The 17,035-nt window shown below is 53.6% G+C and carries 12 protein-coding genes; 5 read left to right on the top strand and 7 right to left on the bottom strand.

Annotated features, from left to right (window positions below; genetic code table 11):
- Nucleotides 1-9: 9 nt before the first annotated feature.
- From NSS83_RS09855 to NSS83_RS09835, 5 genes are all read right to left on the bottom strand, one after another.
- On the bottom strand, nt 10-603 hold the full coding sequence (locus NSS83_RS09855) for a DedA family protein (protein ID WP_341184613.1): 594 nt from the start codon (nt 601-603) through the stop codon (nt 10-12).
- 275 nt (nt 604-878) lie between these two features.
- Entirely contained in the window at nt 879-2,918 is a 2,040-nt protein-coding gene (locus tag NSS83_RS09850; protein ID WP_341348142.1) for a serine hydrolase domain-containing protein, read from the bottom strand.
- 117 nt (nt 2,919-3,035) lie between these two features.
- The gene (locus tag NSS83_RS09845; protein ID WP_341184615.1) at nt 3,036-4,337 is read right to left on the bottom strand and encodes an ATP-binding protein; all 1,302 of its coding nucleotides are present in this window, start codon (nt 4,335-4,337) and stop codon (nt 3,036-3,038) included.
- Nucleotides 4,324-5,079 (bottom strand): LytTR family DNA-binding domain-containing protein, encoded by a 756-nt coding sequence (locus tag NSS83_RS09840; protein ID WP_341184616.1) that lies wholly within the window; start codon nt 5,077-5,079, stop codon nt 4,324-4,326. Before NSS83_RS09840 ends, NSS83_RS09845 begins: the two co-directional genes overlap by 14 nt.
- Nucleotides 5,080-5,310: 231 nt before the next feature.
- On the bottom strand, nt 5,311-5,838 hold the full coding sequence (locus NSS83_RS09835; protein WP_341348141.1) for a cupin domain-containing protein: 528 nt from the start codon (nt 5,836-5,838) through the stop codon (nt 5,311-5,313).
- Between the two features lie 570 nt (nt 5,839-6,408).
- Here NSS83_RS09835 and NSS83_RS09830 point away from each other — a divergent pair.
- The gene (locus NSS83_RS09830) at nt 6,409-7,590 is read left to right on the top strand and encodes a hypothetical protein (protein ID WP_341184617.1); all 1,182 of its coding nucleotides are present in this window, start codon (nt 6,409-6,411) and stop codon (nt 7,588-7,590) included.
- Between the two features lie 287 nt (nt 7,591-7,877).
- Here NSS83_RS09830 and NSS83_RS09825 read toward each other — a convergent pair whose 3' ends face one another.
- Together NSS83_RS09825 and NSS83_RS09820 are read right to left on the bottom strand one after the other, a co-directional pair.
- Complete coding sequence (locus NSS83_RS09825; RefSeq protein ID WP_341348140.1) at nt 7,878-9,011, bottom strand: response regulator; 1,134 nt, start codon at nt 9,009-9,011, stop codon at nt 7,878-7,880.
- Nucleotides 9,012-9,055: 44 nt separating this feature from the next.
- Complete coding sequence (locus tag NSS83_RS09820; RefSeq protein ID WP_341348139.1) at nt 9,056-12,082, bottom strand: ATP-binding protein; 3,027 nt, start codon at nt 12,080-12,082, stop codon at nt 9,056-9,058.
- Between the two features lie 551 nt (nt 12,083-12,633).
- Between NSS83_RS09820 and rfbH the strand changes: the two genes are divergently transcribed.
- From rfbH to NSS83_RS09800, 4 genes are read left to right on the top strand one after another with little or no spacing between them, the layout of a single operon-like run.
- Nucleotides 12,634-13,962, top strand: coding sequence for a lipopolysaccharide biosynthesis protein RfbH (gene rfbH / locus NSS83_RS09815; protein ID WP_341184620.1), 1,329 nt, complete (start codon nt 12,634-12,636; stop codon nt 13,960-13,962).
- Nucleotides 13,959-14,735, top strand: coding sequence for a glucose-1-phosphate cytidylyltransferase (gene rfbF, locus NSS83_RS09810; RefSeq protein WP_341184621.1), 777 nt, complete (start codon nt 13,959-13,961; stop codon nt 14,733-14,735). Before rfbH ends, rfbF begins: the two co-directional genes overlap by 4 nt.
- Nucleotides 14,717-15,817 (top strand): CDP-glucose 4,6-dehydratase, encoded by a 1,101-nt coding sequence (gene rfbG / locus NSS83_RS09805; protein ID WP_341184622.1) that lies wholly within the window; start codon nt 14,717-14,719, stop codon nt 15,815-15,817. The genes rfbF and rfbG overlap by 19 nt, the downstream gene beginning before the upstream one ends.
- Nucleotides 15,818-15,827: 10 nt before the next feature.
- Nucleotides 15,828-16,925, top strand: a complete 1,098-nt coding sequence (locus tag NSS83_RS09800) for a glycosyltransferase (protein ID WP_341184623.1) — start codon at nt 15,828-15,830, stop codon at nt 16,923-16,925.
- Nucleotides 16,926-17,035: the final 110 nt, after the last annotated feature.

The following is a 17,035-nucleotide window of genomic DNA, read 5'->3' as shown; positions in this document are numbered from 1 at the left end:
TAATGTGGATTAAGCCTGCCGTCTGCGGTACCGCTTGGACAGGACGTACAGCCCGAACCCTAACAGGAACAGAGTGGCCAACGGCAGAATGTAAGGCTTGACGATCTCATCCACATGCTCCCACTGCGAACCCAGCTTGTAGCCCAAATAGACATAGATTGCCGTAATCGGCAGCATGGCCAGGAACGTATAGAGACTGAATTTGAACACATTCATCTTGGCGATCCCGCAGGGGATGGAGATGAGAGTTCTTACGCCCGGAATGAAGCGCCCGTAGAAGGCCACACCGCTGCCGTATTTCTCAAAAAAACGGTCAGATGCTTCCAGGTGATGCGGGCGGATGAACAGGTACTTCCCGTACTTGTCCACCATGGGTCTTCCGCCGAACCGGCCAAGGGCATACAATGTTAGCGGACCGAGGGTGCCACCGACCGTACCGGCCAGAATGGTCAGCAGAAGCTTCATATCCCCCAGATACACCCAATATCCGGCAAGCGGAAGCACGATTTCAGCAGGCACAAATTCAAAGGATAAGGCGATCATGATTCCGGCATACGACAAATCTTTGAAAAAAAGTATAAACTCCGTAATCCATTCTGTCATGCGTTTCTCTCCCTTCTCAAACAAAAAGCCCCCTATTTAAAGGGGGCAGTCTCATCAACTGTCAGCACCCTCTCATCTTTGCAAGGCATCCGGGATGCCTCTAGTGCTGTGCCTAATATGCTTCTGGCATGACGGTCACAGCGGTATCATCGGGCGAAGCCCTCCACCGAACTCTGGATAAGAGTATTATTCAATTTGATAACATTAAAACACACCTGTATACCATTAAGCAAGTTTGGGAAAAGAGAGAAATGGTGGATGAAAAGTTGAAAGCGTTATCTCAGTTCAATCCTGAACACATCGCCCGCCTGCCCGCCGAAGACGGCCATTCCGCCTTGCGGCAACTTGACTGAAGGGGTTTTGCTAACTTTTGAGTGGCTTACGATCATTCCGTCCGCATCATAGACAACGTATCCGCCGCTTGGGGGAGCCGTAACGGTCATGGTTTTGCCGGCGGCCTTCTTGTCGATCTTGAACCATACGCTCTGGCCGCCCGCAGGAACGGTGCTGGTCGAGGCCGGTCCTCCATAGATCGGCTTCACGGCATCGCCGCTGATATAAGCATTGCCGTCGATGGTTAAATATTCGGCACCGTTCTGCTTGGAAAAGGTCAAATCGAAGGCGTCTCTGCCGTTCATAACCGGAATTTCAGCCGCATTGACGGCAGTGTTCTCGTCCACAATCCGCGTTCCGGTGGCGTAGCCCTGTTCAACCTTAACAGTCTTCGTCAAGATGGAAGGGGAGAGGTAGAAGAAGGAATTAATTTTCTCATCCACAGCGTAGTAATGCTTCCCGTCTCTCTGCGCCCAGGCCTGCTTCGTAGAAGCATTCAGGGGATTTGCATCCAGCTTCTGGTACTCATATGTGACCATCAGCATTTGACCGATACCGGGGATAGTCAAGTGCGTGTTCAGCTTCAGATAGGTTTTGCCGTTCTTCTGCTTATCGAAGCTTACGGCTGCACTGCCGTCCGGGCTCGTGAACTGTCCCTTGCCGGTATAAATATACTTCTGCGCAGGAATGAGTCCGCCCTCCAGCTCAGGCAGGTTGAGCGCTCCGTCCTTAATGGTTATGGCAGTGGTTGCGCCGACAGTACCGTATAATCCCGAATAGGCTCCCAGCTCGGCAGGCATAGCCGCTTTGACCGGAGAAGTGAAGGTGGCTTCCGGCAGAATCTTATTAATCTTCCCGGTGTCCTTCAGGTAGGCCAGCAGCACATTGGTAGCGAAAATGGTGTTATAGATTGAGCTTCCGCCCGACGAGAGCACCGCGATGGATATATCGGATTCCGGCAGGGTAATCAGGTCAGCGTGATACATGATGGTATCTCCGCCTTTGGATAAGGCCTTGATTCCGTAATCACCGAATGGTGCCAGATCTACGGCATCCCAGCCCAGACCGTAATTGAAGCTGTTTCTCTCTTCAGGCACCCAGAGCCCATTCTTGTATTCAGGCTGCTGCATCGCTGTAGCGGAGGCTTTCGACAGAACATCCGGGTGCTTGCCGCTGAGCATCTCGGCGAATGTGGTCAGATCTTCGGCTGTGGAATAGAGGCCGCCTGCTCCAAGGATATTGGCATTCTCGGCAGGCATTGCCTGCGTTAGACCAGGGAAGTAGGTCTTGGCGAGCTGCTGCCGGTTAAAGGTGTCCAGCGGCGTCTTGGTGGAGCTTAGCTTCAGCGGAGTGCTCATGTGCTGATCCAGGAACTCAGTATAGCTGCTGCCGGTCACCTGCTCAATCATCAGCTCCAGCAGTTGAAAGCCGTCATTGCAATATACGGAATAGGCGCCGGGATCAGATTTGAGCCGCTCAGACTGAAGCCTTGTCAGCAGGTCATCATGATTCTGAGTATCGGCATCATCCATCAGAATACTGTTCCCGTAGTGGCTGCCGTACAGGCCCGAGGAATGGTTCATTAACATGCGCGGCGTAATCTTCTTATAGCGCTCATCGGCCATTTTGAATTGCGGCAGATACGTAGTCAGCGGCTTATCGATGTCAATGACCTGATCTTCGGCAAGCATCATCGTGGCTGCGGAGACATGCATTTTGCTGACGGAGCCGATGCCGAACATGGTATCCTTCGTGATGGGAGTCCCGGCTGCCTTATCAGATACACCGAAGCCTCCCGATACCGTAATGGCACCTTGATCCCTAATCGCATACTGCATGCCGCTTACCCCGTAATCGGATACGATCTTCGAGCCCAGCAGACGGGCCGTTTCCTGCACCGGGCTCTCCTTCTCCTGAGCGGCAGCCGGGGCTGCGGGGATTACTAACATGGCAGCAATTACGACTGAAGTTAACTTGTTCATCTTGAATTCCTCCTCTTGTGTCTCTTAGGTAATCTTCCTGAAGTTATCATACAGGCAGAAGAGAGGAGCGTGGCCCGAATAACCCTGAAACGCGGATTACGATCCCTTAAGCGCATTTTATATAGAAACTTCGCGCGAGAAGGGGAGGACCACCATATTGTTGAATTCCCGATGCCCGGCCTCAATCGTCATATTGCCGCCGTACTTCTCGCAGATTCTGGAGATATTGGTTAGACCGATACCATGGTATTCCGGGTCCGGCTTCCGGCTCTGCAAAGAGGTAGTCTCCGGGGCGGTATGATTCAGGATGCGGATGAACAGCGCGGATTCACTGGAGTGCATCTGGATCAGAATGTAGCGGTCCTCGGCCAGCCGTACTTTTTTGGAGGCTTCAATGGCATTGTCCAGCATGTTGCCCAGCACGACGCACAGGTCATAACGGTCGATGTGAAGCTCACCAGGCAGCAGCTTGAGCCGGGTATCGATGCGGATGCCGTTCGCTTGTCCGATATTCAGTGTGTTCGTGACCAGCGCATCCACCGCCAGATGGCCGGTGTTGACCCGCTGGTAGGCATCCTCTACTTTATTCTGCGTAAGCTTGATATGCGCAAGAGCGGCCGCCGGATCATCCCGCCGGATACACTCTTCAATGTAGAGGAACTGCTGATGGGTATCGTGGATGATTCTTTTAATCGACTTGAAGCTGTGCACCGTCTTCTCATAGTTGGCGTCCTGATAGTTCATCTGGTGCTGGAGCTGGGCGTTCTCATGCATGAACTGGAACTTGTCGGTAATAGTATCGAAGATATAGACAATCATCACATTCAGGAACAGGAAGCCGAGAATCGCAAAAAAGTAGTAGAAATCCTTCGTGCTGTTAACGGTAAGAACGTTGATCTGATAGGTGCTGATGAGCGGGACGAGCAGGAACATCACATAATACCGGTAGGGCAGGGAGACGCTTCGGCGTTTGGAGATCAGCCGGATGATCTGAATCACCGGGAACATAATAATGCAGCTCAGGATCAGCCCCTTGATGAAGGCCGGCCGGTCAATCCCCGTACCCCCGTCCATGCTGGTGTAATCTACCGAATCTATCATTGAGAAAATATACAGCGACATAAAGCTGACCACCGTCATCAGCACAGCGTACAGCATGGAGAAGATCACCTGCGTCTTCATCTCCACCTTATAGGCTTGCGCCATACTGAAGATCATCAGCAGGGCTACGCCGGAGGAGAATAGAGGGGACAGCGGGCTTACCAGGTAGAGGAAGCAGAGCACCCCGTAGATGAGGAAATAAATGATCCGGTTAGGCTTCCTGGCGGACTTATCAAATACGGAGGCAAAGAAGAATTGGGTCTGAAAGCACATCACCAGCACCACACAGACGACAAGGGTCAGATTATAGTGAGTCATAGGAGCTGCCCTTCATGATCATGAATTTGGTGTAGAAGTCCTTAACCTCTTTGATTTTGGACCGGCCGATGGGGAACTCCTGCCCGCCCGACATCAGCACGGAGCCGCCTGCGAACTTGTGGACATGCAGCAGATTGATAATAATCGAACGGTGGATGTGCAGGAAATGGCTGTCCCGCAGTGCTGAAGCGTACTCTGCAATAATTCCTCTGGTCTCATAGATTCCCGTGGTGGTAATTACATTCAGCTTGCTCTTGACGGTCAGACTCTTGGCCGCCTCAATGCCGATGATATCATCATGCCGCAAGACGACCTCCTCATACCCGGACTTAATGACCATGAACTTCTTATCCTGGGCCTGGAAGTAATCACAGAGCTTCAGAATTTTCTCCTCCAGGAGCTGCGGGGCGACGGGCTTGATCAGATACTGGAAGGTAATCACGTCGAAGCTCTCCACCATATATTCAGGGTAGCTGGTCAGGAAGATAATCTGTTCGTCAAAATGCTTCCGGCTTCTCAGCCGGTGCGCCGTCTGAATCCCGTTCATGCCGCCCATCTCCACATCCAGAATCAGGATATGGAAGGGGGCTCCGCCCCGTCCATAGTGGGAGATTAAGTCCTCTCCCGAAGGAAACAGCTCGATTTCAAATTCGGTATCCGTCTTGACGGATAAGCCGACCAGTATCCTCTTCACCAGCTCCCGCTGCTGTTCTTCATCCTCGCATACCGCTACCCGATACATCCAAGAGTCCCCCTTCACTTCCGGCTCCATGCCTAAGCAGATATTTGTACACAACATTATATAGTATTGTCCAGCGGAATGAGCGGATCAGGAGCCAAACGCATAAGTTAATCCCTGGACGGCAAAAGCGGAGCGGTGAACATCCGGAGACCAAGGCGAACGCTACGCTTGTACGCGGGTCGTTCCGCCCGCTCCGCTGTTTAAGCATATGGCTCAGGCACTGCACTGCTGCTACTTCCACAGCCGAAGTAGCGGCCCAGCCTCGCCATAGACGGGATCACGCTCCGGCAGCGGAACTTCGCGGATCTCGGGGAGCGCCGCCGCGAAGTCATCCGGGTTCGCCTGGCGGGTGTTATAGTCCATGCCGCCGGGATATGCGCCGACGATACGGAAGTCATGCGTGGCCGAGAGCTTCTTGTGTGCCGTCCCGGCAGGCAGCACAAGGGCGTCACCGGCCTCCACGTTGGCGGTGTATCCGGCATCTCCGCCTAGCTGGAGTTTGGCGCTGCCGGAGATCACACCCAGCACCTCATGCGCGTTGCTGTGATAGTGGTGGTAGGGGAAGACGCCATTCACCCAGCTGTTCAGCCAGCCGTTGGCATTGAAGATCTGTTCGGTGTCTTCCGGGTGGTCCCGGAGAACACCTTTATACAGCAGGACCGGAAGCTCCGGGTTGTTCGGCAGCAGGCCATCAGCCTGGAAGCTGAGCTTCATTATAGATTCGTCCGGCTCACGGCTTACCGAATTGTGTTCTGACATACGGATCATCTCCTACGTGAATTTTGGTATATATAGAATTACCCTAAGGTTGGTAATGTATCTTCTGAAAATAGCTTTAAAACTATAATATTGAACCTCAGGGATGTTAAAGCTGAGCATGAACGTTGAGCTAATATTAAGCTGATACCGCATCCGTAGCCGACTTCTACTTTTAAATTTAAGTAACTGATTGTATTTCCTGCAATAGAAAAGGCATATCTGACCGCAAAATGAGATTCTATTGTATTTCATACAGTGGAATGTTGTGTTTTGGCTGAAAAAAGGCCTTTGTTCAACATTCAATTGTACCGAATACAATAGATTCTATTTTGAAGCCTTTTTTACAGCATTCCATTGTACAAAATGCAGTTACTATCGTTCCAGCGCCTACAGCATCAGAATGCCTGCTGCGCGAATGAGACGGGTATGTGATATCCTCAGCCTGTGATTGGGGAAATTATACGTGCAATAAATATAGCGGGGCTATTTTCTACCTGCTTGTAAAAGGGTAATTGATGGCATACAGTGTAACATAGCTGTTATAGATGGTTGCGAAAGGGAGGGGTTATAGTGAGAATTATCCGTAAAATCAGTACCCTGCTGGCGGCTGCGCTGCTGCTGCCTGCCATTCTGATGCCGCAGGGGGCACCGGCTGCACCCGCCGGGGCGAAGGCTGCGCCGTCCGGGACGGTAGCCGCTGCGGCTTCACCCGCCCAGAGTCTGGCCACGAACGGGCTGGTGCCGCTGACCGGCGCCATCAACGGTAATCTGCCGATTCATATGTCCATTAAGGTGGAGAGCGGCGGGAAGCTGACCGGAAGTTATTATTATGATAAATACAAGAAGACCATCAGGCTCACCGGTACAGTCAGCGGCAAATACGCAAATATGTATGAATATGATGCGAAGGGTAAGGAAACCGGCCATTTCGAGGGCTGGTGGATTCCCGGCACCGGCTTCGCCGGAGTGTGGAGTAACCCGGACGGCACCCGCCAGCTTCCGGTAGAGGCATTGACGGCTACCGCCGCAGCCAGCGCCAAGGTGCCGGCCGCAGCGGACTGGAGCGGGGAATGGTATATGGAGTCTTATTCGCCCTTCTTCGGATCTTATGTTGAATTCAGCAACGTGAAGAGCGACAAGCTGGTCTTCTCTGTGGATGCCTATGATGGAGCTCATTCCGGCCAGCTGTATGAAGAGTCGGCAGTAGTCCGCAAACGGATGGCCGTCTACAAGGAAGAGGACGGTTCCGTGGTCTTTTTCTATCTGCTGAACGGCAATTTGTATGTTACCAGCCCTTCACCGGTATATTCCGCCGGGGCGAATGTAACCTATACCGGCCACTATACAAGAGACCCTCAAGAGACCGTCTACACGCTGCGGGATACCGGTGTCTTCAAGACAGCCGCAGATGATAAGGCCTTCCGTAAGCTGGTAGGGGAAGATTATGATCTGTTCCTGTACAGCATGCAGCTGCTGAATGAGCCGAAGGATCTCGACGGTAAGGGGGCAAAAGTGGTAGAGGGCGGCGTAAGAGGGCTGTTCACCCTTACGGAAGCCATTATCATGTATGATAAGCAGGGACATTTCTGGGCGGCTGCGCTCGATTCGGATGAAGCCTCGGATTCGGATGAGGTTCCCGAGACCTTCGTGCGGTTCTATACCAATGTTCCGGGCACCAGCAAGCTGCCGAAGACTATAGTGAAATGGATGGAGGGTTTTCCCGATTACACAGTGGTCTACATGAATTTCTAAACCTTGCGCCAGAGCGTTTTAACTTTTTTATAACGGGTACATTGAAAGAGTGAGGGTCCGTTTGGCATGGGTAGCTACTGCACGAGAATCAGTGTACACCGGTTATGTCAGCGGATTCGCATATCCTGCAGCTTTTCACTGAAAGGACGGGACAGCGTGCATGCGCAGGTCCTGCCGCTATAATGGAAGCTGCGGGTGCAACAAGAAACGGTATGCCTAACCCCTGACCGGGGGGCGGCATACCGTTTTTGTATGAATTCTGTTATCGCCGAAGTTCCGGCACGGAATCAAGTGTATAAACGCTTCCAGTTTGCATACCAGCGCTCAACCTTCGCGGACGGGGTGAGCTTCAGGTCCCGCCAGAGCAGGCTGCGGAGCTTCTCATATTGCTCCTGTACAATGCTCAGCTCGCCCAGCCGGTTATAGAATTCCATGAGCGCCAGGTAAGCCGGCTCGTGGTAGGGATGCAGCTCCACAATCCGCTGATAGGTGTTAACCGCCTTGGTGATGTTATCCTTGACGGTATAATAATCGGCCAGCTCCGTGGCATGCTGCAGGGAGAGGTTCCTCAGCCGCTGCCGTTCACTCTCGGCCCACAGATATTCATAATCCCCCAGGTAATCGCCGGTATAGAGCTTCAGCAGCTCCTCATGCTCTGCGGCGTTATAATCATTCACCGGGTCGAGGGAGACGACGCCTTCCTCCCACAGCACCGCATCGATCTGCGCGTCGCCGGTCTCCAGCATATACCCTTCGCCCACGCTTGCATTGCTGATCACAAGGCCGATGTCCGCCCGTTTCAGCGATTGCCTGATCTGGTAGATGGCCGTATACAGGTGGGTAGAGGCACGCTTGAACGAGGCCTCGGGCCAGAGCAGCTCGACCAGCTTGTCTTTGACGACGATCCGGTCATGATGATAGAGCAGGAAGGCGAACAGCTCCTGGGCTTTGGAGGTCCGCCAGCGGAAATCACGGATTGGAACGCCTCCCCGTTCGAACTGGATGGCATTGAAGCAGCGGATCAGCAGTGTGTCTGGCTTGTCCGTCTGCTCCTGGTTGACTTTCCGGCTGCTTATCCGCTGAAGGGTCCGGCTCAGCCGTTCCCTGGGGACCGGCTTCAGCAGGTAATCCTGCGCACTGACCTCGAAGGCTTCCAGCGCGAAGCTGTTATGGGCGGAGACGAATACAACGGCTGAGCCGGGACAGCACTCCTCAAGCTGCTTCGCAACCTCCATGCCGTTCATTCCCGGCATATCAATATCGAGAAAGATAATATCTGCCTCCCAGCCGGACGCTTCGCTTAAGGCCCGCAGGGGATTGGTATAGGTTGCCGTTACAATGGTCGAGCCCAGCGCCTTGAGCGTTGCTTCCAGCTGAATCAGGGCGAGTCGTTCATCATCGATCAGCACTACCCGAAGCATTGTAGCACCTCCTTGTACAAGTTATAGCGGCTGGAGCAAGGGGTTCACTCCGCACGCCGGACGGGAATTATGAAGGAGACGGTGGTTCCAAAGCCGGGGCGGCTCTGAATGGACAAGCCTCGCCCGTAGCGTTCAATCAGCCTCCGGTTCGTGTTCCATATTCCGATACCGGAGTGTTTGTCTTTGTGTTTCGTCAGCAAGCGGTCAATCTGCGCCTGCTCCATACCTTTGCCATTGTCCTGCACCGTAAGCCGGACCTGCTCTTCCTCCTCTTCAATGCGGATAGTCAGTATGCCGCCTTCTATAAGACTGAGCAGCCCGTGACGGACGGCATTCTCGACCAGCGGCTGCAAGATCAGCGGGGGAACCCGCAGCAGTCCGGTATCATTCCGCTCCCACTTGACCTCCAGCCGCTCGCCGAACCGCACCTGCTCAATGTATAAATAGGCTTCCACTAACGACAGCTCCTGCTTCAAATGAACCAATGTGCCGGTATTCATCAGGTCGAAGCTTGAACGCAGATAGGCGGAGAAGGCCTCGATCATCTGCTGCATCTGGCAGATATCAATGGTGCTGAGTGTGGCGATGGAGTTCAGGGCATTGAACAGGAAGTGAGGACGGATCTGCGCTTGAAGGTAAGCGATCTCCAGCCGCAGGCTGTGGTAGATGGTCTGCTTCAGCCGCGCCAGCCCGGTCACCCGGTATTTGAGTTCCAGGCTGTCTACCGGCTTGGTCACATAATCATTCGCCCCCTGCTGAAATCCGCAGTAGATCTCCTCACGCATAGCCCGCGCCGTCAGCAGCAGCACTGGCAGCTCCGACGCCGGAAACCGCTCCCTTACCCGGCGGGTCAGCTCATAGCCGGACATCCCGGGCATCATCACATCGGTAATCAAGAGATCCCACGATTCTTCCTCCAGCCGGATCAAGGCTTCCTGCCCGCTTAACACAGAGGTAAGCTGATAGATATCTTCATGCAAAATGGTCGAGAGCACCCGCAGATTAACGGGATCATCGTCAACGGCCAGAATCTTCAGTACGGCTTCATCCGTATCGAAGCCGGAGGAGGACGGCGGTACCCCCGCCAGGAATGGCTCTTCTTCCTTATTACGCAGACGGATACTCCAGTCGGTGGATGCAGTACCCAGGGCTTCCACTGTGTCCACTGCTTCTGCCCTGCCGAACCGCTCATCTATACAGAAGGCTTCGTGCGCCAGCGGCAGGGAGAAGCGGAAGACCGAGCCTTCCCCGAGCCTGGACTCCACGGTCAGGCTGCCTCCGTGCAGCTCCACCAGCTGCCGGGTAATGCTAAGACCCAGACCCAGGCCGCCATTGTCCTGTCCGCCAGTCTGTTCGTAGGGGAGGAAGATGCGTGCGAGAGCTTCTTCCTCCATCCCCGCACCGGTGTCGGCCACGCTGACCTGCAGCTGCCCGTCCGCTTCTTCGGCAGTCACAAGGATACTGCCGTTCTCTGTCCACTTCACTGCATTATGTACCAAATTGAAGAGGATCTGAATCAGCCGCTTCTCATCGGCCCACACACGCGGCAGCGAAGCGGATGCGCTTACATGAAGTGTCAGCTTCTTGCCGTCCGTTAAGTAACGGAGCATGTCCATCACTCCGGCGGCGATGGTATGAATGGACAGCGGGGCAGGATGGAGGATCATCCGGTTCTCCCGCAGCAGGGTGAGATCCAGCAGATCATCCAGCAGCTGTGACATTTGGCGCCCGATCCGTACCATTAGCTCCAGGTCTCCGGGGTCTTCTTCCGGAGAGGCTGCCCGCTTCTTGTCGTATTCCGATTGGGCAATGCTCATCATGCCGTGCAGCGGAGTCCGCAGCTCATGCGAGGTATTCATCAGGAACCGGTCCTTCTGCTTGTCCGCTTGCAGCAGCTGTTCATAGAGCAGCCTGTTCTCGTTGGACTGCCGGATATATTGCTTCAGGGCATAGGAGGAGAATCCAATGATTGCAGCAAGAATATCAATCGGATAGAACGGAAGGTTCTTGTGATAATTATTCACGGTAGCTCCCCAGACCACACCCGAGATTAGACAGCAGGCGGTGAAGGTCAGGAAGGCGACATCTTTTTTGCGCTCATAGACCATCCTTGCGAAGACAACGAACATCCAGCAGGGCGGAATCATATATAGCAGATTGAAGAATAGTAAGGCATGGGTTAAGGCGATGTGTATAGGCAATACAGACAGGACAAGCGTGTACAGCGCAAGAAGGAAGCTATACATCTTAAATACGCGGCCGGACGCCGGGGTTCCATAGAACCTGTAAGTCAGCAGCAGCATGAAATAGACCATCCATAGATAAGACAGCATCTTGAGCTTGATCCCCCAGCTATAGCCAAGCGGCAGCACAATATATAACAGAAGATCATTATCTGTGCCAACAGAGACAGCGATTGCGACCAGCATAAGGGCAAACAGCAGCAGGGGCCAGTTCTTCTGGGACAGCAGATACAGAATGAAGACGTACAGCGCATGAAGGAGGAGAATAACAATGGTGGTCAATTGAAAAGCAGAGGAATACCACCGCTCTTTGATAATGGAGGATTGCGCGCCGAGACGGATGGAATAGGAGATTCCGCCTTTCTCCTTATGATCGAAATTGGCGGCTTGAACCAGAACAAACATCTCTTGTGTCCCTTCAGGCAAGAGGTAGTGAACGGTAGAGGGAACTGCCTTAGGCAGATACAGCTCCTTGTCAGCAGCCGGCTGTCCCATGGTCTGCAGGACACGGCCGTTGACCTCAATCCGGGATGAGGCCTGAATCTGCTGGGTCCAGAAGCTATAGGGTTCATCCAGTGGCTGATCGACCAGAATCCGCAGGGCATAAGTACCATAGCCCAGGGAGGAACCAGACATCGTTTCCTTCCAGTTGCCGGGTACCTCTACAGGCACGGCAGCCCCAGCCGTGCCGGAGCGGATATCCCTTTCGCTGACCAGACGGTTCGGATAGAAGTCCCATGTCCCGTCAAGGACAAGCGAATGGGCATGCTTGAAGGTCCAGCCGCGCAGATCAAGCACGCCTGCATCCGCACTGGGCTGCTCCGGCAATGCAAAAATCTGCTGCCAGACCCTTTGCATACCTAACAGCAGGGAGATATATATAACCACTAAGGTCAGATGTTTTAGATAATATCTGGAATTTTTATTCATCATAAATTAAAGATTTCGACAGAGGCGAGGAAGCACCTGCATAAAAATTAAATAAATTATTGAACGATTAACAGAGGTCTGTGCGAAAAATTCACGAAAGATTCTGGCGCCGGGGCTGTGATTCCGTCTCGTTCTTTTGTCCTGCTTTCCAGGCGGGCCAATAGTGCTGCTTGCATAACCCTTTCGCATAATGCCGTCTGTTGCAGTCCTCTTTCGTGCATTTTCTTTCGTTGACGGCTCTCAGTCTTCCCATATGTGCATCCCTCCATAACGGTTCATTTCAAGTCAAGCCCATTATAGAGAACCCTCATAGACAAGAACTGAACAAAAATGGAATTTAAATTCCATTTAATTCTAATCGTATTTACCCACCCGGCTGCATATAAATGATGTACCAAGTCCGACAAATCCACCTAAATGAAAACCATTTGTGTAAAGGAGGGGAGCTTTTGCCCACAGAAGCTGCAACCTTGCGTGAGCAAATTCTGAAGCTGACAGGAGAATATTACGATATCCGTTGGCCCGGCCGGTCCTTTGTGCCTGGACGCGATTACGTGCCGGTCAGCGGCAAGGTGTTCGATGGCGAAGAATTGATCAGTCTGGTGGATGCTTCACTTGATTTCCACCTGACTGCCGGCAGATATACTGGCGAATTCGAGCGGAGGTTCTCTCAGATTATGGAGAGGAAGCATACCCTGCTGGTTAACTCGGGGTCCAGTGCGAATCTGCTTGCCGTCGCAGCACTTACCTCGCCGCTGCTCGGTGAACGGCGGCTACGGCCGGGCGATGAGGTAATCACAGTAGCCGCAGGCTTTCCGACCACGGTCAATCCGTTGATTCAGCATGGCCTGATTCCGGTGTTCGTGGATGTGGAGCTGCCTACCTACAATATAAATACGGCACAGCTCGATGAGGCACTGAGTCCGCGTACCAGAGCGGTCATGCTGGCACATACACTTGGTAATCCCTTCGATCTGGCCAGTGTTAAGGCATTTACGGACCGGCATGGGCTGTGGCTGATTGAGGACACCTGTGATGCTGTCGGGTCCATGTATGAAGGTAGGCCGGCCGGTTCCTTCGGCGATCTGGCTACGGTCAGTTTTTTTCCGGCGCATCATTTAACCATGGGAGAGGGAGGCGCAGTGCTGACCTCGGGTGCCCGCTTGAAGAAAATTGTCGAATCGCTCCGTGACTGGGGCAGGGACTGCTGGTGCCAGCCGGGAACCGACAATACCTGCGGCAAGCGGTTTGACTGGACCAAGGGCGAGCTGCCTGCCGGATACGACCACAAATATACGTATAGCCACATCGGCTACAATCTGAAAGCTACCGATATGCAGGCAGCCATTGGAGTGTCCCAACTGGATAAGCTGGAGGGGTTCCATACGGCACGCAGACGTAACTTTGACTATCTGAAGGCTGCGCTGAAGCCTGCGGAGGAATGGCTTATTCTCCCGCAGGCAACGCCGCGCAGTGATCCGAGCTGGTTCGGCTTCCCGCTGACCGTGAGGGAGGAGTCCCCCCTCTCACGCAATGAACTTGTACGCAAGCTGGAGGAAGCACGGATTGGCACCCGGCTCTTGTTCGCCGGTAACCTGCTCAAGCAGCCTGCGTATTCCGCTGTAGCGCACCGCTTGGCCGCACCGTTGACCCAGACGGACCGGATCATGAACGATACGTTCTGGGTGGGAATCTATCCGGGACTTTCGACGGAGATGCTGGATTATACTGCGGAGGTATTGCTGGGCTTGCTGAAAGGTAAGGAGGTAAAAAGATGAAGGTAGTCATTCTGGCCGGGGGCTACGGGACCCGTATCAGTGAAGAGACTGATGTGAAGCCCAAGCCGATGATTGAGATCGGCGATAAGCCGCTGCTTGTGCATATTATGGAGCATTATGCCTCATACGGCTTCGATGATTTTGTTATTTGTTTGGGGTATTTGGGGCATGTCATCAAGAAATATTTTGCCGATTTCTACCTGCAGAGCTCCGATGTTTCGTTCGATTTCGGCAACGGCAATCAAATGACCCGCCATAACCGTCAGCAGCGGAATTGGAAGGTAACACTCGCGGATACGGGCAGGGAGGCGATGACTGGCGGAAGAATCCGGCAAGTCCACAAATACACCGGCAATGAACCGTTCATGCTGACTTATGGAGACGGTATTGCGGATGTCAACATACAGGAGTTGCTGGACTTCCACCGCTCTCACGGAAAATTAGCGACAGTTACCGCTGTACAGCCGGTAGGCCGTTTCGGAGCATTGGATATTACAGAGGATGACAGAGTAATCGGCTTCGTGGAGAAGCCCAAAGGCGACGAAGGTTGGGTGAATGGCGGCTTCTTCATTCTTCAGCCAGAGGTGTTCTCCCTGATTGAGGGCGACAGCACGATCTGGGAGCAGGAGCCGCTCCGCGAGCTGGCCGCGAGGGATGAGTTGAGGGCCTACAAGCACCACGGTTTCTGGCAGCCAATGGATACGCTCCGTGACAAGCGTTATCTGGAGGAGCTGTGGCGGGAGGGAGGTCTCCCATGGATGAGCGCGAACTGACAGGGGCAGCATTCTGGAAAGGGCGGCATGTCTTCGTGACCGGGCATACCGGCTTCAAGGGAAGCTGGATCACCAAGTGGCTGACGATGCTGGGCGCAAGTGTGAGCGGTTATGCCTGGGACCGGGATGAACCTAAGCTCTTCCCGCTGATCGGAGCTGCGCCGGAAGTTCATACGGTCTGGGGGGATGTGCGGAACCGGCAGCGTTTGGATGCGGCGCTGCGGGAAGCGGCCCCGGAGGTGGTCTTCCATCTGGCTGCCCAGCCGCTGGTTCGTACCTCTTACCAGTTCCCTGCCGACACCTTCGAGGTGAACGTCATGGGAACGGTGAATTTGCTGGAGGCGGTCGCAAGTGCAGTTGATTCCGGCATCTCAGTCAAAGCCGTCGTCAATGTTACAACAGATAAATGCTATGACAACCGGGAATGGATCTGGGGCTACCGTGAGACTGATCCGCTGGGCGGTTATGATCCTTACTCATCCAGCAAGGCATGTTCTGAATTGGTGACACAGGCTTACCGCAACAGCTATTTCCATCCGGCCCGCTACGCCGAGCATGGCGTTGCTGTCGCTACCGCCAGGGCAGGCAATGTCATCGGGGGCGGCGATGATTCCCTGGACCGGCTGGTACCGGACTGCCTGCGGTCATTCGCTGCTGGCTTGAGGCCGCTGCTGCGCAACCCGGCGGCGACGCGCCCCTGGCAGCATGTGCTGGAGCCGCTTAGCGGCTATCTGCTACTGGCCGAGAAGCTGGTGCAGGAGGGGGCGGAGTATGCCGCCGCCTGGAATTTCGGCCCGGAGGAGCAGAGCGTCCATAGTGTCGAGAAGGTGGCCGTCCGTCTTGCAGCGCTCTGGGGAGAGGGAGCAGGCATTGATATCGCTGGTATCTCCGGACTGCATGAGGCTGGTGAACTGCAGCTTGACAGTACCAAGGCCCGCCGTCTGCTGGGCTGGCGCTCCCGCTGGAGTGTTGAGCAGGCTCTGCAGAAGACGGTGGATTGGCACAAAGCGCTGGATGCAGGGCAGGATATGCGGAACATCAGCGAGCAGCAGATTAGCGAATATATGACACTGAACTTATAGGAGGGCACTAATGATAACAATCAGTCTATGTATGATCGTGCGCAATGAAGAGAATGGTCTGGGCCGCTGCCTGGATTGTGTGAAGGATATTGTCGACGAAATTGTCATTGTCGATACGGGCTCCACGGACCGGACCAAGGAGATTGCTGCAGAATATGGTGCAGTAATCTATGATTTTGAATGGATTGACAATTTCGCGGCAGCCCGTAACGAAGCCTTCAGCAAGGCAACGAAGGAGTATATTCTCTGGCTGGACGCGGACGATACCATTGAGGAAATCGACCGGGTACGCTTCAAGAAGCTGAAGGAGACATTGTCGCCGCAGTATCAGTCTGTGACCATGCCCTACAATCTGGCCTTCGACAGCGAAGGCAAAGTGACCTCAAGTCTTAGACGCAACCGGCTGGTCCGCCGGGACTGCGGCTTCCAGTGGATCGGACCGGTGCATGAGTACCTGGCGGTTGCCGGATATACCTTTGACAGTGAGGTCTGCGTTACCCATAAGAAGGATAAGGTTCATACAGACCGCAACCTGAACATCTACCGTGGACGTCTGGCCAAGGGAGAAAACTTCTCGCCGCGCGATCTCTACTATTTCGCGAATGAGCTCCGGGATCATGCCATTTACGAAGAAGCGCTGGAATACTACGAGAAGTTCCTGCAGACCGGCCAGGGCTGGGTTGAGGATAACTATCAGGCCTGTCTGAAGATGGCGGAATGCCACGGACATCTGAAGAACAAGGAAGAAAAGAGGAAGGCACTCTACCGTACCCTTAATTATGATATCCCCCGTTCCGAATTCTGCTGCCGGCTGGGTGAGGAATTTCTGCAGGACGGCGATTATCAGCGGGCCATCTACTGGTTCGAACAGGCGATTTCACTGCCGCGGCGGGCTACCCTGGGGCTGCAGGATATGACCTCTACCACCTGGGTGCCGCATCTGCAATTATGTGTATGCTATGACCGTCTGGGTCAGTACATGAAGGCTAATTACCATAATGAGACAGCTCTATTCTATTATCCTACACACCCAAGTATGCTGCATAACCGGAAATATTATAAAGAGCTGCTTGGCGATTCCTTCAGCGAATTGTTTAAAGTTTCTTAAGCAGGCAATCTGCCGCCTTCAAGGCAGCATAATAGACAGGCAACGTTCTCCGGAACGGGCCTGTCTATTTATTTTGCGGGACGATAATTATAGAAATAGGTATTTTTACA

It is taken from the genome of Paenibacillus sp. FSL H3-0469, from assembly GCF_038051945.1.
Taxonomy (GTDB): domain Bacteria; phylum Bacillota; class Bacilli; order Paenibacillales; family Paenibacillaceae; genus Paenibacillus_AQ.
The sequence above is the reverse complement of the archived record's forward strand: the minus strand, read 5'-3'. Positions and strand labels throughout refer to the sequence as shown.

Bases quoted from the DNA above. Each gene is read 5' to 3' on its own strand.
- NSS83_RS09855 (WP_341184613.1), bottom strand. From the start codon at position 603: ATGACAGAATGGATTACGGAGTTTATACTTTTTTTCAAAGATTTGTCG.
- rfbF (WP_341184621.1), top strand. From the start codon at position 13,959: ATGAAGGTAGTCATTCTGGCCGGGGGCTACGGGACCCGTATCAGTGAA.
- rfbG (WP_341184622.1), top strand. From the start codon at position 14,717: ATGGATGAGCGCGAACTGACAGGGGCAGCATTCTGGAAAGGGCGGCAT.
- NSS83_RS09825 (WP_341348140.1), bottom strand. From the start codon at position 9,011: ATGCTTCGGGTAGTGCTGATCGATGATGAACGACTCGCCCTGATTCAG.
- NSS83_RS09840 (WP_341184616.1), bottom strand. From the start codon at position 5,079: ATGTATCGGGTAGCGGTATGCGAGGATGAAGAACAGCAGCGGGAGCTG.
- NSS83_RS09800 (WP_341184623.1), top strand. From the start codon at position 15,828: ATGATAACAATCAGTCTATGTATGATCGTGCGCAATGAAGAGAATGGT.
- NSS83_RS09845 (WP_341184615.1), bottom strand. From the start codon at position 4,337: ATGACTCACTATAATCTGACCCTTGTCGTCTGTGTGGTGCTGGTGATG.
- NSS83_RS09850 (WP_341348142.1), bottom strand. From the start codon at position 2,918: ATGAACAAGTTAACTTCAGTCGTAATTGCTGCCATGTTAGTAATCCCC.
- NSS83_RS09835 (WP_341348141.1), bottom strand. From the start codon at position 5,838: ATGTCAGAACACAATTCGGTAAGCCGTGAGCCGGACGAATCTATAATG.